At 40.9% G+C, this 22,656-nt stretch carries 21 protein-coding genes and 1 rRNA gene; 11 read left to right on the forward strand and 11 right to left on the reverse strand.

From position 1 onward, the window contains the following. Positions 1 to 455 (forward strand): hypothetical protein (locus BKK50_RS12430; RefSeq protein ID WP_077416034.1); only part of this gene is annotated, 455 nt, incomplete at its 5' end. 59 nt (positions 456 to 514) lie between these two features. On the opposite strand, the gene nagA is transcribed toward BKK50_RS12430, so the two are convergent. The 6 genes from nagA to BKK50_RS05340 all read right to left on the reverse strand — a co-directional run bounded on the left by nagA (position 515) and on the right by BKK50_RS05340 (position 6,020). Beyond that, positions 515 to 1,660: an N-acetylglucosamine-6-phosphate deacetylase gene (gene nagA, locus BKK50_RS05315; RefSeq protein ID WP_077416037.1), complete on the reverse strand. Its 1,146-nt coding sequence runs from the start codon at positions 1,658 to 1,660 to the stop codon at positions 515 to 517. Positions 1,661 to 1,715: 55 nt separating this feature from the next. After that, a complete protein-coding gene (nagB, locus tag BKK50_RS05320; protein ID WP_077416039.1) occupies positions 1,716 to 2,522 on the reverse strand; it encodes a glucosamine-6-phosphate deaminase in 807 nt (268 codons plus the stop codon). Positions 2,523 to 2,618: 96 nt separating this feature from the next. Further along, positions 2,619 to 3,497 carry an N-acetylneuraminate lyase gene (gene nanA / locus BKK50_RS05325; protein WP_077416041.1) on the reverse strand — a complete coding sequence of 293 codons (879 nt, stop codon included), beginning with the start codon at positions 3,495 to 3,497 and terminating at the stop codon, positions 2,619 to 2,621. 9 nt (positions 3,498 to 3,506) lie between these two features. Beyond that, positions 3,507 to 4,373: a MurR/RpiR family transcriptional regulator gene (locus BKK50_RS05330; protein WP_077416043.1), complete on the reverse strand. Its 867-nt coding sequence runs from the start codon at positions 4,371 to 4,373 to the stop codon at positions 3,507 to 3,509. After that, positions 4,366 to 5,280, reverse strand: a complete 915-nt coding sequence (locus BKK50_RS05335) for an N-acetylmannosamine kinase (protein WP_077416045.1) — start codon at positions 5,278 to 5,280, stop codon at positions 4,366 to 4,368. The genes BKK50_RS05330 and BKK50_RS05335 overlap by 8 nt, the downstream gene beginning before the upstream one ends. Positions 5,281 to 5,333: 53 nt before the next feature. Beyond that, complete coding sequence (locus tag BKK50_RS05340; RefSeq protein ID WP_077416047.1) at positions 5,334 to 6,020, reverse strand: N-acetylmannosamine-6-phosphate 2-epimerase; 687 nt, start codon at positions 6,018 to 6,020, stop codon at positions 5,334 to 5,336. Positions 6,021 to 6,314: 294 nt separating this feature from the next. Here BKK50_RS05340 and BKK50_RS05350 point away from each other — a divergent pair, with 294 nt between their 5' ends. The 4 genes from BKK50_RS05350 (at position 6,315) to nagE (ending at position 12,024) form a co-directional block, all read left to right on the forward strand. Next, entirely contained in the window at positions 6,315 to 7,304 is a 990-nt protein-coding gene (locus BKK50_RS05350) for a sialic acid TRAP transporter substrate-binding protein SiaP (protein ID WP_122983430.1), read from the forward strand. Between the two features lie 76 nt (positions 7,305 to 7,380). Further along, entirely contained in the window at positions 7,381 to 9,231 is a 1,851-nt protein-coding gene (locus BKK50_RS05355) for a TRAP transporter large permease subunit (protein WP_077416053.1), read from the forward strand. 121 nt (positions 9,232 to 9,352) lie between these two features. Further along, positions 9,353 to 10,480 (forward strand): N-acetylneuraminate epimerase, encoded by a 1,128-nt coding sequence (locus tag BKK50_RS05360; protein ID WP_077416056.1) that lies wholly within the window; start codon positions 9,353 to 9,355, stop codon positions 10,478 to 10,480. 74 nt (positions 10,481 to 10,554) lie between these two features. After that, positions 10,555 to 12,024: an N-acetylglucosamine-specific PTS transporter subunit IIBC gene (gene nagE / locus BKK50_RS05365; protein WP_077416058.1), complete on the forward strand. Its 1,470-nt coding sequence runs from the start codon at positions 10,555 to 10,557 to the stop codon at positions 12,022 to 12,024. Positions 12,025 to 12,289: 265 nt separating this feature from the next. Here the strand turns inward: nagE and BKK50_RS05370 are convergent, their stop codons facing one another. Further along, a complete protein-coding gene (locus BKK50_RS05370) occupies positions 12,290 to 13,945 on the reverse strand; it encodes a putative transporter (protein ID WP_077416060.1) in 1,656 nt (551 codons plus the stop codon). A gap of 159 nt (positions 13,946 to 14,104) precedes the next feature. On the opposite strand from BKK50_RS05370, the gene BKK50_RS05375 reads away from it, so the two are divergent. Then, a complete protein-coding gene (locus tag BKK50_RS05375; RefSeq protein ID WP_077416062.1) occupies positions 14,105 to 15,907 on the forward strand; it encodes an ABC transporter ATP-binding protein/permease in 1,803 nt (600 codons plus the stop codon). Positions 15,908 to 15,949: 42 nt separating this feature from the next. Here BKK50_RS05375 and BKK50_RS05380 read toward each other — a convergent pair whose 3' ends face one another. Continuing rightward, positions 15,950 to 16,822, reverse strand: a complete 873-nt coding sequence (locus tag BKK50_RS05380) for an AraC family transcriptional regulator (protein WP_306291884.1) — start codon at positions 16,820 to 16,822, stop codon at positions 15,950 to 15,952. 104 nt (positions 16,823 to 16,926) lie between these two features. On the opposite strand from BKK50_RS05380, the gene BKK50_RS05385 reads away from it, so the two are divergent. The 5 genes from BKK50_RS05385 (at position 16,927) to mreD (ending at position 20,460) form a co-directional block, all read left to right on the forward strand. Continuing rightward, complete coding sequence (locus BKK50_RS05385; RefSeq protein WP_077416065.1) at positions 16,927 to 17,358, forward strand: organic hydroperoxide resistance protein; 432 nt, start codon at positions 16,927 to 16,929, stop codon at positions 17,356 to 17,358. Between the two features lie 173 nt (positions 17,359 to 17,531). Then, positions 17,532 to 17,699 carry a hypothetical protein gene (locus BKK50_RS12435; protein ID WP_158074653.1) on the forward strand — a complete coding sequence of 56 codons (168 nt, stop codon included), beginning with the start codon at positions 17,532 to 17,534 and terminating at the stop codon, positions 17,697 to 17,699. 14 nt (positions 17,700 to 17,713) lie between these two features. Continuing rightward, positions 17,714 to 18,769 (forward strand): rod shape-determining protein, encoded by a 1,056-nt coding sequence (locus tag BKK50_RS05395; RefSeq protein WP_077416069.1) that lies wholly within the window; start codon positions 17,714 to 17,716, stop codon positions 18,767 to 18,769. A gap of 153 nt (positions 18,770 to 18,922) precedes the next feature. After that, positions 18,923 to 19,972, forward strand: a complete 1,050-nt coding sequence (mreC, locus tag BKK50_RS05400; RefSeq protein ID WP_077416071.1) for a rod shape-determining protein MreC — start codon at positions 18,923 to 18,925, stop codon at positions 19,970 to 19,972. Next, positions 19,972 to 20,460: a rod shape-determining protein MreD gene (mreD, locus tag BKK50_RS05405; protein WP_077416073.1), complete on the forward strand. Its 489-nt coding sequence runs from the start codon at positions 19,972 to 19,974 to the stop codon at positions 20,458 to 20,460. Before mreC ends, mreD begins: the two co-directional genes overlap by 1 nt. Before the next feature lie 138 nt (positions 20,461 to 20,598). On the opposite strand, the gene BKK50_RS12820 is transcribed toward mreD, so the two are convergent. From BKK50_RS12820 to rrf, 3 genes are all read right to left on the reverse strand, one after another. Beyond that, positions 20,599 to 21,960, reverse strand: a complete 1,362-nt coding sequence (locus BKK50_RS12820; protein WP_244149419.1) for a tetratricopeptide repeat protein — start codon at positions 21,958 to 21,960, stop codon at positions 20,599 to 20,601. A 56-nt stretch (positions 21,961 to 22,016) separates the two neighbouring features. Continuing rightward, positions 22,017 to 22,199 (reverse strand): hypothetical protein, encoded by a 183-nt coding sequence (locus BKK50_RS05415; protein ID WP_077416076.1) that lies wholly within the window; start codon positions 22,197 to 22,199, stop codon positions 22,017 to 22,019. A 351-nt stretch (positions 22,200 to 22,550) separates the two neighbouring features. Continuing rightward, positions 22,551 to 22,656: ribosomal RNA gene (gene rrf, locus BKK50_RS05420) — 5S ribosomal RNA — on the reverse strand; the annotation flags it as partial.

Here is a 22,656-nt window from a genome sequence, read left to right on the forward strand (position 1 = left end):
ATCTAGTACAGCCCCATACAGAAAATAAGCATGAAATTGTAGATGTAGTCGTTAAAGATCCCGAGCTGCTTACTGAAGTCTTAAATACTGAAGCTGCTCAAACAATTATTGTACAACAAGCTATGTCCTTACACCGTGGTCCCTTACCTCCAGCAAGAGATGTGGCAGAATATTCGAAACACATTCCCAATTTTGGTGATCGTGTAATGAAATATGCAGAAGAAGCGAAACAAGAACGGTATTTATTAAATTTGCGGGCTAGCAAACAAAAAGATCTTGGCTTATGGTTCGGTATGTTAAGTGTTATTATTGTTGCTGCCTTTTGTTTCTATCTCGTTGTCTCTGGAGAGGCGGGGTTAGGTGCAACAGTAATGATCAGCGTTTTAGCTGCTATTGCCGGTATTTTTGTCATTGGTAAAAAAATAGATACATCAAAAGATAACACTCAAAATTAACAGAAGGCGAATTAAAAAATTCGCCTTATTTATTTTTTCTTATCTAAAAACCCGGTTGGTTAATTTTCTTTCCATACTCCGTTAACAACAGTGCCGATCACCTCATAATTTGGGGTAAATACGGCAAGATTGGCGATTTTGCCTTTTTCTACCGAACCCAAACGATCCTCTACGCCGATAGCTCGAGCCGGATAAAGGTTACTCATTCGAATCGCTTCGGCAAGGGGAATTTCCACGTATTCCACCACATTTTTGATGGATTCCATCATAGTAATCGAAGCGCCTGCAATAGTACCGTTAATATCATAACAACGCCCTTCTCTCACATAAATGGTTTTGCCTTCAAAGGTAAAACTTTCTAATTCCGGGCCTGCCCCTGCAGCAGCAATGGAATCGGTAACGATACATAATTTATCGCCTTTAATTTTCTTGTCGATTCGGACATTGCCATAATCTACATGCACACCATCGATAATAATACCGGTATAAATATCGGAATCTAACACAGCCCCCACAACCCCCATTGCTCTACCGGAGCTGATGGGCGACATCGCATTATGCAGATGAGTGGCAAAGGTTGCCCCTTTACGAAAAGCAGATTTTGCAGTTTCATAATCAGCATTAGAATGCCCAATAGAAACAATAATACCGCTTTTGACAAAATCAGGAATATATTGTGAAGTCGGGTTTTCTGCGGCAATGGTGATCTTAGTAATCACATCGCCATTCTCACACAGAAAATCTTTCATTTCTGGGGAAATTTCACGGATATATTCCGGGCGATGCACGCCTTTTTTTTCCACACTAATATAAGGCCCTTCAATGTGTAACCCGAGTGCTTGGTTTTTATGCTGGGTTAAATATTCACGCATGGTGTTTACCGCTCTTTTAATGCCTTCGTCCGGGGCGGTAATAAAAGTGGGGAGGAAACTGGTACAGCCGGATTTTAAATTGGTAGCTTGCATAATCTCTAAGGTTTCCACCGTGGTTTGATCGTTAAACATCACACCGCCACAACCATTGAGTTGAAGATCAATAAAACCGGCGGTTAAATTATTGCCCTGTAAATCAATAGTTTTAATGCCTGCCTCAAGTTCATTTTGCGGTATAACGGCTTCGATAAGTTCCCCGTTAATCACCACCGCAAAATTGTGTAATACTTCGTATTTGGTGTAAATCACCGAATTCACTAATGCATATTTCATTTTGTCTTCCTAAAATCATCAAAAAAACAACCGCACTTTCGTGCGGTATGGTGAACTACGATAACACACTATGAATAGCGCGTTGTTCCAATTCATTAAAATATTTTACGGTTTTCACTTTTAATTCTTGCTGTGCGGCTTCATCGCATACCAAAATAAAGTGGCGGTGTAGCTGCAATGCACTGACGGTCCACATATGGTTCACCGCTCCTTCCACGGCAGCTTGCACAGCAAGCGCTTTTTGGTGTCCGGTCGCCAAAATCATCACTTCTTCTGCATCCAATAAAGTGCCTACCCCAATGGTTAAGGCATATTTCGGCACTTGATTGACATCATTATCAAAGAAACGGGAATTGGCAATTAGCGTATCTTGCGTTAGGGTTTTAATGCGTGTACGGGAGTTTAATGATGATGCCGGCTCATTAAAGGCGATATGCCCGTCATTTCCCACACCGCCCATAAATAAATTGATTTTTCCGTAAGATTTAATTTTTTCCTCATAACGGCGACATTCTTCATCGTGATCGTCTGTATTACCGTTCAAAATATGAATATTTTGCGGTTGAATATCAATGTGATTAAAGAAGTTTTTATGCATAAAGCTGTGATAGCTTTCAGGGTGAGCTTGTGGTAAACCCACATATTCGTCCATGTTAAAGGTGACGACATATTTAAAACTTACTTCACCTGCTTGATAAAGTCGAATTAATTCTTGATAGGTTTTTAACGGCGTACTGCCGGTGGGTAGCCCTAGCACAAAAGGGCGTTCTGCTGAGGGTTGAAAATGGTTAATCCGATCAACAATATGACGGGCCGCCCAACGGCTGACTTGTTCGTTTGTTTGTAAAGGGATAAGACGCATAATAAATTCCTTATCGTTTGACCGCACTTAGCACATTACACGACCTTAGAGAAAATGAATTCCGACAGAATGATTGTACTAAGTGCGGTCAATTTTTTATAAATATTTCTGCTTTAATTCTTTTGCTTTGGCAAGTTGTTCCGGCGTTGCTTTTGCCGTCATTGGTTCACGACAATAGCCTGCCTCCACGCCCTCCAATTTAAGCAATTCTTTAATGGTTAAATATAAACCGTTAGCCAAAATGCCTTCAATCAAATCATTGGTGATATGTTGAATCGCAAGGGCATCTTGCAGTTTACCGGCTTGGGTTAATTCAAAGATTTGACGGGCACGCACACCGTTGACATTAAATGTCGAACCAATTGCGCCATCAACACCTAAAGCTGCAGCCGGCAACATCATTTCATCAAACCCCGCCCAAATAAGGTGATTTGGATAAGCCTTTTTCAAACGTTCTAAGAGATAAAAATCTCCTGCGGTAAATTTCACGCCCAGCACTTTCGGGTTTTTATAAAGTTCACCGAATTGTTCAATCCCCATATTCACCCCGGTTAAAAATGGAATGGAATAGACGATCATATTATTACCGGTTTTCTCAATAATGGTGTCGTAATAATGTTTGATCTCAGGAAAGCTGAATTTATAGTAGAAAGGTGTAACGGCAGATAAACAGTCATAACCTAATTCGGTGGCGTATTGACCTAATTCAACGGCTTCTTGTAAATTCACACTGCCCACTTGTGCAATCAATGCCACTTGATCTTTCACTTCATCTTTTGCAATGCGGAAAATTTCTTTTTTCTCTACCGTAGAAAGCATAAAGTTTTCACCGGTAGAGCCGCCTACATATAAACCATCCACTTTCATTTTGTCGATATTATAACGAATGATCTGACGTAATCCTTTCTCATTAATGGATCCGTCTTCGTTAAATGACACTAATAACGCACTAAAAATACCTTTTAAATCACGCATAATTTTCTCCTATTTTATACGTTGTTCGAGAATCACATTGAGGGTTTTCTGCTTGGTTTCCACCGCTCGTTCCTGCTCTGATTGCACCAGCAAGGCATAAATTAAATCCAAGACAAAAAGCTGGGCAATTTTGGTCCCGATGGAATCTCCCTGTAATTTGCCCTGCTTATTCCCGTTTACCAAAACAAAATCCGCTGAATCGGTAATGGGTGAACGTAAACTATGGGTGATCGCCACGGTAGTTGCCCCATTTTTTTTCGCAATATTTAAGGCATGAGCAGTTTCTTGCGAATAACCGGAATGACTAATCCCAATCGCCACATCTTTTGATGTTAATAATGCCGCTTGCATATACATAAAATGATTGTTACCTGTGGCATCCACTTGAAAACCGATACGCATCAATTTATTTTTTGCTTCTTCTGCCGTGATCCCTGATGATCCCACGCCAAATAAGAAAATACGATTTGCCTGACGGATAGCGGAAACCGCATTTTCCAACTGTTTAAAATCCAGCAAATTAATGGTTTCATTCACGACATTGGAAATCGCACTTTGTAATTTTTGAGCAATATGTAACGAACTGTCTGTATGCTCAATATCCGTTTCCAATAAAGGATTATCGCCATTATCCTTGGTGGCGAGTTCGATAGAGAGTTCTAATTTAAAATCGCTAAAGCCTTTAAATCCAATAGAACGACAAAAACGGACAAAAGTGGCTTCCCCCACCTCTAAATGATCGGCAATTTCCGAAAGTGGACACTGCACCACCAAATCCGGCGACATTAAAATTCTGTCGGCAATTTTTTTCTCTGTTTTCGTTAGGCTTTGATAAAGCGAGCTGATGGTATTTAAAATATTTCCACTTTTAGGCATAACAGGCTCCCTGACCCACCTTTTGAGACTGACGAAGTAATGTATCCTTAACCCAATGGGCAGCTCCCACTAAACCGGCATCTTGTCCCAATCGGGCGCTTTCAATTTCGCAACGATAAATAGGTGGCATTTCCTCAAGAAACCGTTGCACCAAAGACAGATAGCCTTCTGCTAAACCGACACTTCCGCCTATCACGATTTTTTGCATATCCATGGCAATTTTTAAATCCGCCACTAAATTGGCAATAGCCCGTGCGGAATTTGCGACAAGTGCGGTCGCTTTTTCATCATTTTTTCTAAAACGTTCAAACACTTCTTTCGGAGAACAAGGATCGCTCCAAGTCGATGCCACCGCTTCAATGGCTCGACCTGCGGCAATTGCCTCCACACAACCACGCCGCCCACAACCGCACAACGGACCATTCGGATCGGCTAAGGTATGACCGACATGCCCTGAAATGCCGTTGGGTTCTGTGAGTAATTGATGATCGACAATCAATCCACCGCCAACCCCGGTTGACACCGTAATAAAGGCAAAATTGGCTAATTGACTACGATCTTGCAATTGATATTCCGCATAGGCTGCCGCCTGCACATCATTTAATAAACCAACAGGTTTGGAAGTATGGCGGGCAATACTTGCTTTTAATGGAAACTCGGCAAGTCCGCCCAAGTTTTTAGGATTAAGTGCGGTCAAAATTCCTTGATTAATGATACCGGTAGAGGCGACTGCAACATAGTCAAACTGATTTTGATACTCCGCCAATAATTGCGCAATGGCTTGTTGCAACGCCTGCGCCGCATTCTCCTGTGGCGTGGCAATTTGTTGGCGTTGATGAATTTCCCCATTCGCAACAATGGCGGCAGCGATTTTCGTTCCACCAATATCTAAAGCTAAACAATGCATCATCCCTCCTTTATATGGGATAAGATTTCCCCTCTTTTGCGGGAAATGCCATTTTATTTGGCGGACTTCACCGCATCGGCAAACCAACCGACAATATGTTCAAGGCGGGTCAGGGCGGATCCCACTGTGACAAAATCCGCACCGATTTCTATCGCCGTTTTCGCCAACTCCGGCGTATTATAACGCCCCTCTGCCATCACCCGACAACCTGCGGCTTTTAAATCCCTCACCAATTGATAATCCGGTTCTTTTGGCACTTCTCCTCCGGTATAGCCGGACATTGTGCTACCGATAATATCAAAGCCGAGTTTTTGACAATGTAGCCCTTCTTCCAAATTGGCACAGTCTGCCATAGCAAGACAACCTAATTCATGAATTTTTTTGACCGCACTTTCTAAATCAACCGGGCGAGGGCGATGAGTGCCATCCACGGCGATAATGTCCGCTCCCACGCTCGCCAAGTCTTCAATATCCTGCAAGAAAGGGGTGATGCGAATGGGGCTATCCGGTAAATCACGTTTTACAATGCCAATAATCGGCACTCTGACGACCGCTCGAGTGGCTTTTAAATTTTCCACCCCTTCAATACGAATCCCTGCCGCTCCACCAATCACAGAGGCTTGCGCCATGGCTGCCACAATTTCAGGCTTATCCATCGGTCCCTCATCAACGGGTTGACAAGAGGCAATTAACCCCTTTTGAAGCTGTTGGAAAATCTGTTCTTTTGCCAGTCTAGACATATAGAGACTCCTCGTTTTTATTCGGGTGAATGGCTTTAGTCGAAATCGCTAAAGTCTCACTTTTTTTATCATTGGTAAGCATTATATAGAAACAATATTTCATTTTAAATTCATTTTTGAAGTATTTTTTCTCAAATGTGATCAATGTCTCAAATTTGAAATAAAACTCCATAATCTATTCAAAAAAATATTTTTTACTCTTAGAATGGAAGGCGAAAAATACTTTGGATACCGTTTTACCAAATCTCTTCTCATCACAACACTATCACCCCGATAGTTTTCAACAGGAGCAACATTATGAAATTAACCAAACTCTTTCTTGCCACTGCTGTGACTTTTGGTCTGTCTTCCACCGTTTTTGCTGCAGATTATGATTTAAAATTTGGTATGAATGCCGGCACATCATCAAATGAATATAAAGCCGCAGAAATGTTCGCCAAGGAGGTGAAAGAAAAATCCGGTGGTAAAATTGAAGTGTCGCTTTACCCAAGTTCACAGTTGGGTGATGACCGTGCAATGTTAAAACAATTGAAAGACGGAGCCCTTGATTTTACTTTTGCAGAATCTGCCCGTTTCCAATTGTTCTATCCTGAAGCAGCAGTATTTGCCCTCCCTTATGTCATTTCTAATTACGAGGTGGCACAAAAAGCCCTGTATAACACTCAATTTGGGCAAGATCTCATTCAAAAAATGAACAAAGAATTAGGCGTGACATTATTATCGCAAGCCTATAACGGTACACGTCAAACCACTTCAAACCGTGCCATTAATAGCATTGCGGATATGAAAGGGCTTAAACTTCGCGTACCTAACGCTGCCACTAATTTGGCATACGCTAAATATGTTGGTGCGTCCCCAACGCCAATGGCCTTTTCGGAAGTCTATCTTGCCCTTCAAACCAATTCTGTGGATGGGCAAGAAAATCCATTAGCCACTGTGCAAGCGCAAAAGTTCTATGAAGTGCAGAAATTCTTAGCTATGACCAATCATATTTTGAACGATCAACTTTATTTGGTGAGTAATGAAACCTACCAAGATTTACCGGAAGATCTGCAAAAAGTAGTGAAAGAGGCAGCAGATAATGCGGCAAAATACCACACGAAATTATTTGTTGAGGGTGAAAAAGATCTCGTGACGTTCTTTGAGAAACAAGGCGTCACCGTCACTCATCCGGATCTCACCCCATTTAAAGAGGCAATGAAACCCTTTTACGCTGAGTTTGTAAAACAAACCGGTAGCAAAGGGGAAGCGGCATTAAAAGAAATTGAAGCTATCAATAAATAATCATACCAAGTGCGTCAACGATTTGACGCACTTCATCTCATCTTGCTTCCTTTGGTCTTCTTTCATGGAGTGAAGTATGAAAATTGCTAACAAACTTGAAGAATGGATTGGTGGCGTTTTATTTCTCGTCATCTTTTGTATTCTTATCGCCCAAATTCTTTCCCGACAAGTTTTTCAATCCCCACTCATCTGGAGTGAAGAACTTGCAAAACTCCTTTTTGTTTATGTTGGGATGCTCGGAATTAGTGTGGCAATCAGAAAACAAGAACACGTCTATATTGATTTCTTAACGAATTTGATGCCCGAGCGAATCAAAAAAATTGCCAATACCTTTGTTCAACTCATTATTTTTATCGGTATTTTCTTTTTTATTCACTTTGGTATTCGGAATTTTATGAGTGCTTCCTTCCCTATTGATGCTCTGGGTGGCATTTCTGAAAAATGGATTTTTGCGTCATTGCCTATCATCGCCGTGTTGATGATGGTGCGTTTTTTCCAAGCCCAAGCACATAATTTTAAAGAAGGGAAAAGCTATTTACCTGCCACATTTTTCATCATAAGTGCGGTCATTTTACTGACGATTTTATTCCTCGCTCCCGACTGGTTTAAAGTGCTACGTTTTACCAACTATGTGAAATTAGGCTCAAGTGCCGTCTATGTTGCCTTGCTTGTGTGGCTTGTCATTATGTTCTTAGGGGTGCCTGTGGGTTGGTCACTGTTCATTGCAACCCTCCTCTATTTCACGATGACCCGCTGGAATGTTGTTAATGCAGCCTCAGATAAATTGGTATATAGCCTAAATAGTTTCCCATTACTTGCCGTGCCATTTTATATTCTCACCGGTATATTGATGAATACAGGGGGAATCACAGAACGGATCTTTAACTTTGCCAAAGCCTTGCTGGGGCACTATACCGGTGGAATGGGTCATGTGAATATTGGCGCAAGTTTATTGTTCTCCGGTATGTCAGGCTCTGCCCTTGCTGATGCAGGCGGTTTAGGTCAACTTGAAATTAAAGCCATGCGTGATGCCGGCTATGATGATGACATTTGCGGAGGGATCACCGCTGCCTCTTGTATTATCGGTCCTTTAGTGCCACCAAGCATTGCGATGATCATTTATGGTGTGATTGCCAACGAATCCATCGCCAAGCTCTTTATTGCCGGTTTCGTGCCGGGTGTATTGATCACTATTGCTTTAATGGCGATGAATTATTATGTCTCTAAAAAACGGGGTTATCCAAGCACACCAAAAGCCTCTAGAGAACAGCTTTGCACCGCATTTAAAAGCGCATTTTGGGCAATTTTAACGCCATTATTAATTATTGGTGGGATCTTCTCCGGGCTATTTAGCCCAACAGAATCTGCGGTGGTCGCTGCAACCTATTCTGTAATCATAGGAAAATTTGTTTACAAAGAGCTCACCCTAAAAATGCTTTTCAACAGCTGTGTTGAAGCCATGGCAATTACCGGTGTGGTGGCGTTAATGATTATGACGGTGACCTTCTTCGGCGATATGATCGCCCGTGAACAAGTGGCTATGCGTATTGCCGATGTATTTGTTGCCGTGGCGGATTCGCCGTTAATGGTCTTAGTGATGATTAATGCCTTGTTGCTCTTCTTGGGGATGTTTATTGATGCTTTAGCATTGCAATTCTTAGTACTGCCAATGCTTATCCCCATTGCAATGCAATTTAATATCGACCTCGTATTCTTTGGGGTGATGACTACGTTAAATATGATGATCGGTATTTTAACGCCACCAATGGGCATGGCGCTCTTTGTGGTCGCCCGTGTCGGCAATATGTCGGTATCTACCGTCACCAAAGGGGTATTACCGTTCTTAGTCCCTATCTTTGCGATGTTGGTTTTAATTACGGTGTTCCCACAAATTATTACCTTTATACCAAATCTGTTGATTCCGTAAAGGAGAGATAATCCAAAGTGCGGTTAAAAATACTCTCATTTTTGACCGCACTTGAAATCACACGCTATTCAATGCTGTTTTATGAATAGCCCCCCTAACATTAACCAAAATGAGGTTTATGATGAAACGAACAAAAACAGCATTATGCACAGCACTTTTTGCCGCCCTCACTTTTTCTGCAAACGCTCAGGCTTATCCGGATCTGCCTGTGGGCATTAAAAGCGGAGCCGGTGCGTTAATCGGTGATACCGTTTATGTGGGATTAGGTTCCGGTGGCGATAAATTCTATTCCCTCAATCTAAAAGACCCTGCCGCCCAATGGCAAGAGATTGCTACCTTCCCGGGTGGGGAACGCAATCAGCCCGTTGCAGCCGCAGTAGCAGGAAAACTTTATGTCTTTGGTGGCTTGCAAAAAAATGAAAAAGGTGAGCTTCAATTAGTAAACGATGCCTACCAGTATAATCCAACGGATAATACTTGGACAAAATTGCCAACCCGTTCTCCACGAGGTTTAGTGGGTTCATCCGGTGCATCATATGGCGATAAGGTTTACATTGTCGGTGGCTCCAATCTTGCTCTCTTTAATGGTTTCTTCCAAGATACGGTGGCTGCCGGCGAAGATAAAATGAAAAAAGAAGCCATCGCCGCCGCCTATTTCAATCAACGCCCAGAAGATTATTTCTTTACCACGGAATTATTAAGCTATCAGCCTTCAACCAATCAATGGCGTAATGAAGGTCGGCTGCCATTTTCCGGTCGGGCCGGTGCCGCATTTACCATTCAAGGCAAAGATTTAATGGTGGTGAATGGAGAAATCAAACCCGGACTTCGCACCGCAGAAACCCACCAAGGGCAATTCACCGCCAAAGGTGTGCAATGGAAAAATCTACCTGATTTACCGGCCCCTGAAGGAAAAAGCCAAGATGGTTTAGCCGGTGCAATGGCAGGTTATAGCCATGGGTATTATTTAGTCACCGGAGGCGCAAACTTCCCGGGATCGGTTAAACAATTTAAAGAAGGTATGTTGCACGCTCACAAAGGGTTAAGCAAAGCATGGCATAAGGAAATTTATACCTTTAATAATGGAAAATGGCGTATTATTGGCGAGCTACCAATGAATATCGGCTATGGATTATCCGTTTCTTATGATAATAAAGTGCTGTTAATTGGTGGTGAAACCGACGGTGGAAAAGCCTTAACCTCGGTGAAAACGTTAAGCTATGACGGTAAGAAATTAACCGTGGAATAACCACAAATAAAGATAAACGACCGCTTGTGAACAGCACCTTTACAATCGGTGAATAAAAAATCTAAGGAGTATTTATGAGTGTTCTAAGCTATGCACAAAAAATCGGACAGGCATTGATGGTTCCTGTTGCCGCCTTGCCTGCCGCCGCACTATTAATGGGGATCGGTTATTGGATCGACCCCGATGGTTGGGGGACTAATAGTCAATTAGCCGCCTTATTAATCAAATCAGGGGCGGCGATTATTGATAATATGGGCTTATTATTCGCTGTTGGGGTGGCTTTTGGTTTATCCAAAGACAAGCACGGTTCCGCAGCCCTTTCCGGCTTGGTGGGGTTTTATGTGGTAACCACATTGCTTTCACCGGGCGGTGTCGCACAATTGCAACATATTGACCCAAGCCAAGTCCCTGCCGCTTTTGGCAAAATTAACAACCAATTTATTGGGATCTTAATTGGTGTCATTTCTGCCGAACTTTATAATCGTTTTTATCAGGTGGAATTACCTAAAGCCCTGTCGTTCTTTAGTGGAAAACGCCTCGTTCCCATTGTGGTGGCCTTTGTGATGATCGCCCTTTCTTTCCTTCTTCTCTACGTTTGGCCGCCTATTTTTAACGGGCTTGTTTCTTTCGGAGAGTCAATCAAAGATTTAGGCGCAGTTGGTGCAGGCATTTATGGTTTCTTTAACCGCTTGCTCATTTCCGTAGGCTTACACCATGCCTTAAACTCCGTATTCTGGTTTGATGTGGCGGGAATTAACGATATTCCAAATTTCCTCGGTGGGGCAAAATCCCTTGCTGAAGGCACCGCAACTGTCGGGGTAACCGGTATGTATCAAGCAGGCTTCTTCCCGGTGATGATGTTTGGTTTACCGGGTGCAGCCTTGGCAATTTATCACAGTGCCAAACCAGGCCAAAAAGCCAAAGTCGCTTCCATTATGTTAGCCGCAGCCTTTGCTTCCTTCTTCACTGGGATTACCGAGCCACTTGAATTTTCATTTATGTTCGTCGCCCCAATTCTTTATGTCATTCACGCACTTTTAACCGGTCTTTCCGTATTTATTGCAGCAAGTATGCACTGGATTGCAGGCTTTGGTTTCAGTGCCGGATTAGTGGATATGGTGCTTTCTTCTCGTAATCCACTTGCGGTGAATTGGTATATGCTCATTGTACAAGGCGTAGTTTTCTTTGCTATTTACTATGTGATATTCCGTGCCGCAATCAAGGTATTCAACCTAAAAACCCTTGGACGTGAAGATCAAGAAGAAACACAGGAAGAAACGGCCGTAGCAGAAAACACTTCTCGTGAAGAAACGGCGATCAAATTTATTGATGCCTTAGGTGGGAAAGAAAACTTCAAACATATTGATGCCTGTATCACTCGATTACGCCTTACCTTAGTTGATCACAACAATATCAATGAAGTACAACTTAGATCTCTTGGCTCAAAAGGCAATATCAAAATAGGAAATGACGGGTTACAAGTGATTCTAGGTCCGGAGGCAGAACTCGTTGCTGAGGCAATGAAACGCCATATTCATCATTAACATTATCCCCCACCCTAGGTGGGGGATTTTTCTTTCCAACAGCGAATCCTTGCCTATCTTTTCTCAAATCCCCTAAATAGCGATCATAAACCGGCATTTTGCCTAGGAAGTATCACGACTTTTGAACCCTCCCTCTGCCTCCCTCGCCAAGGGAGGCGCTGCCAACCCTGTGTTGAAAGTGACTCGCTTAAAATCACTAAACCTCCACACCAATTTAAGTTGACTCAACATTATCTCTATCTTAGAAAAAAAGTTCCTTGTCTCGCTAAGCCACCCAAAGTAATACCGCTAATAACTGCGGTGAGATAATCCTTAAAAACATCACTAACGGATACACCGTGGCATAAGAAAGTGAAGCAGCCCCATTGTCTTCTTTTATTTCATTCGCAAAGGCAAGGGCTGGCGGATCAGTCATTGAGCCGGCAAGTAACCCACAAATACTGAGATAATTCAATTTGGCATAGAGGCGGGCAAGAATCCCAACAATCATTAATGGGACGAAGGTGATAAACATCCCATATCCCATCCACTCAAGCCCTGCGCCATTCACTAGAGTATCCACAAAATTCCCCCCAGATTTTAACCCCACCACGGCAAGGAAAAGTACGATACCTATTTCACGCAAGGCAAGGTTTGCACTGGGTGGCATAAACCAATAAAGTTTTCCAATACTCCCGATTCTCGCAAGGATTAACGCCACCACAAGAGGCCCTCCCGCTAAACCCAATTTAAGCGCAACAGGAAAGCCGGGAATATAAAAAGGAATAGAGCCTAGTAAAACCCCCAGACCTATCCCCAAAAACACCGGTAACATCTGCACTTGCAGAAGTTTCTGTTGCGCATTACCAATAATAGAAATGGCCTTGTCCAACACATCCGTACGTCCCACCATATGCAACACATCACCAAATTGGAGAGAAGTATTCCCACTTGGCACCAATTCCACACCGGCACGATTCAGACGGGAAATGACCACGCCATATTTTTGATGAATCTGAAGCGTACGAATTTTTTTGCCTAGCACTTTCTCATTAGTCACAACCACCCGTTCAGCCCGAATTTCTCCACCGCTGGAAAGAACCGGTACATCAACTTCATCGCCAATCACAAGGCGCATCTTTTTTAATCCTTGTCCATCACCAACCAAATGCAAGATATCATCAAGGTGAATTTCCGTATCCGCTTTAGGGACGATGGTACTTTCTCCGCGTATTAAACGGGAACAAACCACATCTTCATCATCAAATCCCGGAATTTCAATTAACGTAATCCCATCTAAATTACGATTAATCACTTTTACTGAAATTGTATGCAAACTTTCTTTATCTTGCCCACTTTCCTTATTGAAACGCTGAGCTTCTTCATCAATTTTAATTCTAAAAAACAAACGAATTAACCACATTGCAAGCAAAATCCCACAAATCCCGAAAGGGTATGCCATCGCATAGGCAATCCCCATTGTCGCTGTGGCCTGCGGCATACCCAATTCACTCAAAATTTGCTGTCCCGCCCCTAAAGATGGCGTATTTGTAACCGCCCCGGAATAAATCCCCAAGACAATATCTAAAGGCACATCCGCCGCTTTATGCAACACAAAAACAGACAACGATCCAATAATAACAATTAAAATAGCAAGTCCATTGAGCTTTAAGCCCGATTGGCGTAAAGAAGCAAAAAAGCCGGGACCGACCTGAATCCCGATAGTATAAACAAATAAAATCAAACCGAACTCTTGCACAAAATGCAAGGTATGCTCATTAAGTTGCAAACCGTACTGATTGGTAAAGTGCGCAACAATAATACCGCCAAATAATACCCCGCCGATTCCTAAACCGACCCCTTTAATCTTCCAATGCCCAATCCACAAACCAATAACCGCAACAAGGGCAAGGAGACTAATCGTGATTGCAATTTCACTCATTGTGACCTCATAAATTAAATTTACCTATAACGGATTATAACAACTTGATTTTTTGAAAACTTAATCAAACTCAAAAAATGATAACTTAATCACATTTTTCTTGCTTAATCATAAACACTGCCTAAAATGACCGCACTTTTATTTTTTTCGGATGCATTTATGGATTACGGACAAGAAGCGATCACTTCACTCCTATGGATATTGAAAACCCTGACAATTACCGCTGTTGTGTTTAGTTTTAGCATTTTTCTGCTGGTACGTTTCACCCATTGGGGAAAACAATTTTGGCTATTCGCCGGTGGCTATCTTTCCCCGAAACGAAGTCTTAAACCTTTATTGCTTTTCCTGCTGATTGTCGCATTTACTTTGGTGAGTGTTCGCCTCGGTTTAATACATTCCGAATGGTACAACAATATGTACACCTCGCTACAAGAATTTAATGAACCGGTTTTTTGGCAACAAATGGGCTTGTTTTGCGTGATTGCAGCCAGTGCCGTTTCCACCTCTTTAGTCAGCTATTACATTGAACAACGTTTTGTGATTGATTGGATTACTTGGCTAAATGATGAGTTGGTGGAAAAATGGATGGCAAACCGTGCCTATTATAAAACGCAATATTTATCTGCGAATTTGGATAATCCGGATCAACGGATCCAACAAGACATCCAATCCTATGTCAAAACAACCCTTTCATTAAGCACGGGCGTTATTGATGCTGTCACCTCTATGATTTCTTACACTATTTTATTGTGGGGACTGGCAGGCCCCATGGTGATACTCGGTGTGAACATCCCACATATGATGGTCTTTTTAGTATTTGCCTATGTCATCTTAACCACATTAATGGCATTTTGGCTCGGGCGACCATTAATCCACCTCAATTTTGCCAATGAACGATTAAACGCAAACTATCGTTATTCCCTCATTCGCATTAAAGAATATGCCGAGAGCATCGCATTTTATGCCGGCGAAAAAGTGGAACATCATCAACTTTATCGCCAATTCCGTGCCGTTATCGGCAATATGTGGGACATTGTATTTAGAATGTTAAAATTCTCAGGGTTCAATTTAATTGTTAGCCAAACCTCTGTGGTCTTTCCTCTGTTAATTCAAGTGGGACGCTATTTTGAAAAACAAATCAAACTGGGCGATTTAATGCAAACATTACAGGTGTTTGGCAAATTGCATGCCAATTTATCTTTCTTCCGTAACACCTATGATAACTTCGCCGGTTATAAAGCGACCCTCGACCGTTTAACCGGCTTTACTTATGCCATTGATATGGCAAACCGAGAATCTCAAACCGCCATTTACCCTGCTGAAAATGAGGTGATTTTCGAGCATTTAAGCATTAAAAACCCTTTCGGGAAAACGCTCATTGAAGATCTCAACCTCCGCTTACCGGTGGGTTCAAGTCTGTTAATTCAAGGAAATTCAGGCGTGGGAAAAACCACGCTATTGCGTACTGCCGCCGGGCTTTGGTCTTTTTCTTTAGGTAAAATTTATTGTCCTCAAGAAGCACTGTTTCTCTCACAAAAACCCTATTTACCACAAGGCAGTTTGCTCACTGCCTTGGCTTATCCTAAAAACGAAGCAGAAATCGACCGCACTTTGGCAGAAGAGATGTTACGACAAGTCTTTCTGGGTCATCTAGCAGAGCGCTTAACCCAAACGCAAGATTGGACGCGTATTCTTTCCCTTGGAGAACAACAGCGTTTGGCATTTGCCCGATTATTATTGCATAAGCCTAAAGTGGCCTTTTTAGATGAAGCCACCGCCAGTCTGGATGAAGGGTTAGAAGAAGCCATGTATCGCCTATTAAAAGCCGAACTGCCTCAAATGACGATCATTAGTGTAGGACACCGCTCCACACTGAAATCCTTCCATTCACAACAACTGGATATTTTACCACAAGGTGAATGGCGATTGAGTGGAGAAGATCAACCCGAGCGTTCCATATAATTTCTATATAATGTAGGAAGAGGGAGAAATATTCTCCCTCCTTCACGACCTTTTGATTTCATCTTTAGGGCAACAGCCAAACATTCGCTTGTATTCTCGACTAAATTGGCTTGCGCTTTCATAGCCCACCCGAAATGCCGCTTGGCTTGCAGAATAATGTTCTTGTGAAATTAACCGCTTGGCTTCCATTAAACGTAAAGATTTTTGATATTGTAACGGAGACATAGTCGTCAATTTTTTGAAATGCTGATGAAATCCCGAAATCGACATACCACAAAATGTTGCAAGCGTATCAATCATTATAGGTTCACAAAAATGCTGGCGTAGGTAATCCGTCGCCTGTGAAATTTTATAGGTATTTGAATCAACACTTACCATTTGTCTAAGCTTTTCACCTTGTTCACCGGTGAGCAAGCGATAATAAATTTCTTGTTGAATTAAAGGTGCAAGAAAAGGAACATCATTTAGATTTTCGTGCAAGAGTAAAAGCCGTTCAAATGCCTGCGCTAAGTTTTCATCAAGTTTCCATCGTCCAAACCCTTCTCTCTTTTCACTTTTAAATGTTAAAAGTGCGGTCTGTTCTAAGAGAATTTTTTGTATCATTGAAATATCTATTTTCATCGACACCACCAAAAAAGGATTTTGAGGTGTCGCCACTTTAATTTCTCCTCGCATTGGCACATTCACCGGGCAAAACATATAATGTTGATGATCAAATTGATACGCTTGATCGCCAAGTTGAATATACCGTTCGCCATTTAAGACAATGCAGATACTGGGTTCCTGAATCAGTCCTTCGTAACAAAAAGGCTGATGAGAATGACGAATAATCAAACCGTTGATAGGCGAAAAATAAGTTTTGTTATGGGGGATCACGTTTAAAAGTCGCTGAACAAATAATTTTGAAAACATCATAATTTTATAGAAATAGGCAAGAATTTTGTAGAAATGTTATATGACTAAAAAACGAAATTCAATAGAATATCTCCACCTTAAATCACTTAATGGAGAAAATAAAAATGAAAATTTTCTATCAAACTTCCGCCACCGCAACAGGCGGTCGTGATGGACATACGCAAGTCGATGATGGTTCAATCGGTTTTGATTTAGTTGGATTTCAAAATGAAAGCGGTAAGCAGGGTACAAACCCCGAACAACTTTTCGCTATGGGATATGCCGCTTGTTTTGATAGTGCAATGAACTATGTTGCCCCAATACTGGGATTGAAACCAACACAATCTTCGACAACCGTCAGTGTAGGTATTGGACAAAAAGCAGATGGTGCATTCGGACTCGATTTGGACATTACCATTACCGTGGCAGGCTTAAGTGAAGAAGAAGCACGCAAATTGATTACTCGAGCTCATGAGGTTTGCCCTTACTCAAATGCCACTCATGGAAATGTTGATGTTCGTTTACATATTGATTTAATTCAACATTTTGATCTCTAAGTGCGGCTAACATTCAGCTAAATTTTGCGATGAAGGACGGAAACCGAAGGTTTCCGTTTTTATTTTGGTTTATGATTTTTTGTTTCTTCTTTATTTCAGTACTTTTTCAAAATCATCTCAAAATACGACAATTCATATTTTACCGCTTTCCAAAGGCTAAATTGCCTTTTGGGATGGCAAAACGTCTCTACTTTGTCCTTGGTTCAACCAAAAATCTTTTCGATGCTGACAAAAACAAAATGCCTTCCCCCTATAAAAATACTGTTATCTCTAGCGATTTTTTGATACATTTAGCACAATTTTTTCGCGCTCAAAATCGGGCTAATTTTCAATCAATTTAAACAACGGAATTATTATGTTATTTAAAAAAATACGCGGTTTATTTTCAAATGATCTTTCCATTGACTTAGGGACGGCAAATACCCTGATTTATGTAAAAGGACAAGGCATTGTGTTAGATGAGCCTTCTGTGGTTGCAATTCGTCAAGACCGTATGGGGTCATCAAAAAGTATTGCTGCTGTGGGAAAAGACGCAAAACTTATGTTAGGGCGTACACCGAAGAGTATTATGGCAATCCGCCCAATGAAAGATGGTGTCATTGCCGACTTCTCTGTGACGGAAAAAATGTTGCAATATTTCATCAAGCAAGTTCACAGTGGCAACTTTATGCGTCCAAGTCCGCGTGTATTGGTTTGTGTGCCGGCTGGCGCAACGCAAGTTGAACGTCGTGCGATTAAAGAATCCGCTTTAGGTGCGGGAGCTCGCGATGTCTATTTAATTGAAGAACCTATGGCCGCAGCAATTGGTGCCAAATTACCGGTTTCTACTGCGGTCGGATCAATGGTCATTGATATTGGTGGCGGAACAACAGAAGTAGCGGTGATTTCCTTAAACGGTATCGTTTATTCTTCTTCTGTGCGCATTGGCGGGGACCGTTTTGATGAAGCCATTATTTCCTATGTTCGCCGAACCTTTGGTTCTGTCATTGGTGAACCGACAGCTGAGCGAATCAAACAAGAAATCGGTACCGCTTATATTCAAGAAGGGGATGAAATTAAAGAAATGGAAGTGCATGGACACAATCTCGCCGAAGGTGCCCCACGCTCTTTCAAATTAACCTCTCGTGATGTATTAGAAGCCATTCAGCAACCGCTAAACGGCATTGTTGCAGCGGTGCGCACCGCACTTGAAGAATGTCAGCCGGAACATGCCGCTGATATTTTTGAGCGTGGTATGGTGTTGACAGGAGGAGGCGCATTACTACGCAATATTGATATTTTACTCTCACGTGAGTCCGGCGTACCGGCTATCATCGCAGAAGATCCACTTACCTGCGTAGCACGTGGGGGCGGTGAAGCATTAGAAATGATCGATATGCACGGCGGCGATATTTTTAGTGACGAACTCTAATTCATCCTCAATAAAAGTGCGGTTGATTTTATTCCCAAACTCGCCTGCTCGTTTGCTCACCCTGTCAGGGTCGTTGACACAGCCAACGCTCAAAAAACGTTGTTTTTTGTGACCGCACTTTTGTTTTAAGCCATCAATAGTTCAGGTACTTTAATGAAACCGATTTTTGGTAAAGCCCCGCCTTTAGGTGTCCGTTTAACGCTTGCCGTTTTCGCCTCTATCGTACTCATTCTGGCTGACGAGCAAAACTCAATGAATAAAGCCCGTAGTGTCATGGAAACGGCTGTTGGCGGTTTATACTATTTGGCAAACAGCCCTCGCACCGTATTAGACTCCGTATCCGATAACTTTGTGGATACCAACAAACTACAAATTGAAAATAAAGTTTTACGTGAGCAACTTCGAGAAAAAAATGCTGATTTATTATTGTTAGATCAACTTAAAGTTGAAAATCAACGTTTACGTCTATTGCTTAACTCGCCACTAAGAACCGATGAATACAAAAAAATTGCCGAAGTATTAACCGCTGAAACCGATGTTTATCGCCAGCAAATTGTGATTAATCAAGGTGAAAAAGATGGGGCTTATGTGGGACAACCCGTCATTGATGAAAAAGGGGTCATTGGGCAAATTATTTCTGTAGGCAGCGAAACCAGCCGTGTATTATTACTCACTGATGTCACCCATTCTATCCCGGTACAAGTACTACGTAATGATGTTCGTGTCATCGCCAGTGGAACAGGCCATACTGACGAATTAACACTGGAAAACGTACCACGTTCTGTCGATATTGAAAAAGATGATTTGCTCGTCACATCAGGATTAGGTGGACGCTTTATTGAGGGCTATCCCGTGGCTATTGTACAAAGTGTTTCCCGTAATGGTTCAAATTATTTCGCCACGGTCAAAGCGAAGCCCCTCGCCTCTTTGGATCGTTTACGTTATGTTCTTCTGCTATGGCCAAGTAGCCTTGATATGACAAAAGTGAAATCAATGTCACCGGAAGAAGTGCGTGAACTCGTCCAAAAACGGCTAGAGAGCCAAGCCAATGAAGCGAATAATACCGTTCATAAAACAAAAGTGACGGACGAACAAGAACCCATCGATAATACGAAAGAAAACCAGGAACCGGAAATCCTTTCAGCTCCCCTACAAGATGAAGCAGTACCACCGGAACAACAAGAGCAACGAGAGGAAGACTAATGCAGCTACGTTTAATTTTACAATGGATGACAATTTTTTTATTCTTTATCGTTGCATTGGTTATGGAGCTTGCCCCATGGCCGGTGGGCTTTCAAGCTTTCAAACCGGCTTGGTTGGTTTTAGTGCTCACCTATTGGGTTCTAGCAATTCCCAATAAAATTAATATCGGCGTTGCATTTTGGATAGGGCTAATATGGGATTTAGTATTAGGCTCAACCCTAGGCATACACGCATTGGTACTTTCTACTGTCTTTTACTTTATCGCCAAAAATCATCTTATATTACGCAACCTCTCATTGTGGTTTCAAAGTTTACTCATCATTATTTTTGTTTTCCTAATCCGCTTTTCAATTTTTCTCGTGGAATTATTTTTACATAGTGCCACCTTTAACTGGCAAGAGATTTTCGGTGCAATTGCATCAGGAATCTTATGGCCTTGGGTATTTCTGCTAATGAGAAAAGTCCGCCGAAAAGTGGGATTACATTAATCAGAATGATGAAAGTGTTTTATTAAAAATAACATAATAAAAAAGCGCTTTCCCCAACAGGAAAACGCTTTTTCTTATCGCTCCAATAAACTTAGTTATCCATTGTTCCACGTTTAATATAGAAAATCATCAGAAAAATTAACGAATTTTTTCATTGACTTCACGGAATAAATCACAATATTTCTGCTCTTTTAAATCGCAAAGTTTACCATAGTATTCCTTTGCTTTTTCTAAATCTTGACGAACGCCCAATCCTTTATAATAGATTTCTGCTAAGTGAGATAGTGAATGCATATTCGTATTATCATATATTAGTATCTCTTCATAAATAGTTCTGGCTTCATCATATTTACCTACCTCAAAGTAAATGTTTGCCAAATCAAGTGAGCAATAAATCATATCAGCATCCCAAACAGATGTAGAACGTTTACCACATTCTGCTATTTCTAATAAATGATACATATATTTTTTCTCTTCCTGAGAATATGTATGATAAATTTTTGTTAAAATATTGCGTCTTGTATATTCTCGATTCTGCCACCTGAAGAACTTCCTCGCTTTTTCATAATATGCTCTAGCAAGAACCAAAGAATTATTATCACTATATCTTTTAATATCATCTCCTAAAAATACTAATGCAGGAGAATAATTTTCAGATGCGAGTGATTGCATTTTATTTAGCCCGTCCTGCTTATCCATTTCGGAATGGCTATCGTAAGACAGCATAGCGAGGTAAAACTCTGCTTCTTTTTTCTGTTCCTTATCTCCCATAAGTAAAACTAATTGATAAATCTCTTTTGCTGTTTCCTCAATAGTATTTTTAGCTAAATAAGCTAAATCTAACAGATTCTTAATAGCCTGTTCATCTTTATTTTTTAAAAAGTCATTTTTATAAAGTTCTACTTTTTTATCAATAAGATCTTGAGCATAATATTGGTAATCCAGAGATTTAGTATCACTCCATTTAGAAGAGTTTAAATAGTATGAAATGATATCACCAGAAGTAATAATATCAGAATATGAAATAATATTATCGGAAGAACTCCAATCTTCAATTCCTGTAGGATTTTTTTCAAAAAGTTCATTTAAATATATTAATGCGGCTATTTGACTTGCCGTTATATCATCTTTTTCGCAACCAATTAGACGCCTACTAATTCCCCCTTTTCCATTTGCCATTTTTAATAAATTAGATCTAGCAGATTTATTGCCTGACTTTGCGGCATCAATGTAAATCTTCATTAACCAACCTAGCGCATTATATCGTGGAATATTATACCCATTATCAGACACTTCCTTAAGTTCTTCACAAGATATTTTGTATCCATAGACTAGGTCACTTATAAGCTCATATTTTGCATTAACACTACCTAATTGAGATAAAATATTAAGTTGCGTTTTATAACTTATACTATTCCAAACAATGACAGCAATAGTTATAATGACTACAGCTAAAACAGATTTTTTCCTTGTTTTTAATTTATTTAAAATATTCATCATTCACCCTATTTTTCAACTAAAAAACAGCCTTAATAAATTAAGGCTGTGAGATTTAATTATTTTACCAATTCAATTGATTTAATCTTAAAATCAACATCCTGATCGAAATAATAATATAATTGCTCGGAAATAAAGGCTTGTGCCTTATACATAGCAACTTTCTCTGACACTGCTTCAACAGAATGAAAACTTCCAATAGCCTCTTGTTGTGGGTAAGTATATTCAATTCGATAAATCATTTTATTTATTCTCTAAATTTATTTTTAACCAAGGATTATTTGTTCTTTCTGCAAGAAAGAACAAAAACAGTGTACACTGTTTGCTAATAGATAATATTTTGACCAATTACGGAAAAAAATAAAAAGTGCCTTAATTAAAATCTAAGGGGAAAATATAAAGAATGGAATATTAAGAGATATCTAAGATATTTAAAATAACTGCTTGCTAAATGCTAAAAAATTTTAAAAATTGCACCACACTTTTATTTCATCTATTTGGATTACATCTTAAAAAGTTTTGATAAAAATAATGTCAACGCTAAAATGGAAAATCCCCCAAATCTTTCGATTCAGGGGATTCCTTTGATTTGAACCTGGCGGTGCCCTACTCTCACATGGGGATTCCCCACACTACCATCGGCATTACAGCGTTTCACTTCTGAGTTCGGAATGGATTCAGGTGGGACCACCGCACTCT

Source organism: Rodentibacter rarus (genome assembly GCF_001998965.1).
Classification (GTDB): domain Bacteria; phylum Pseudomonadota; class Gammaproteobacteria; order Enterobacterales; family Pasteurellaceae; genus Rodentibacter; species Rodentibacter rarus.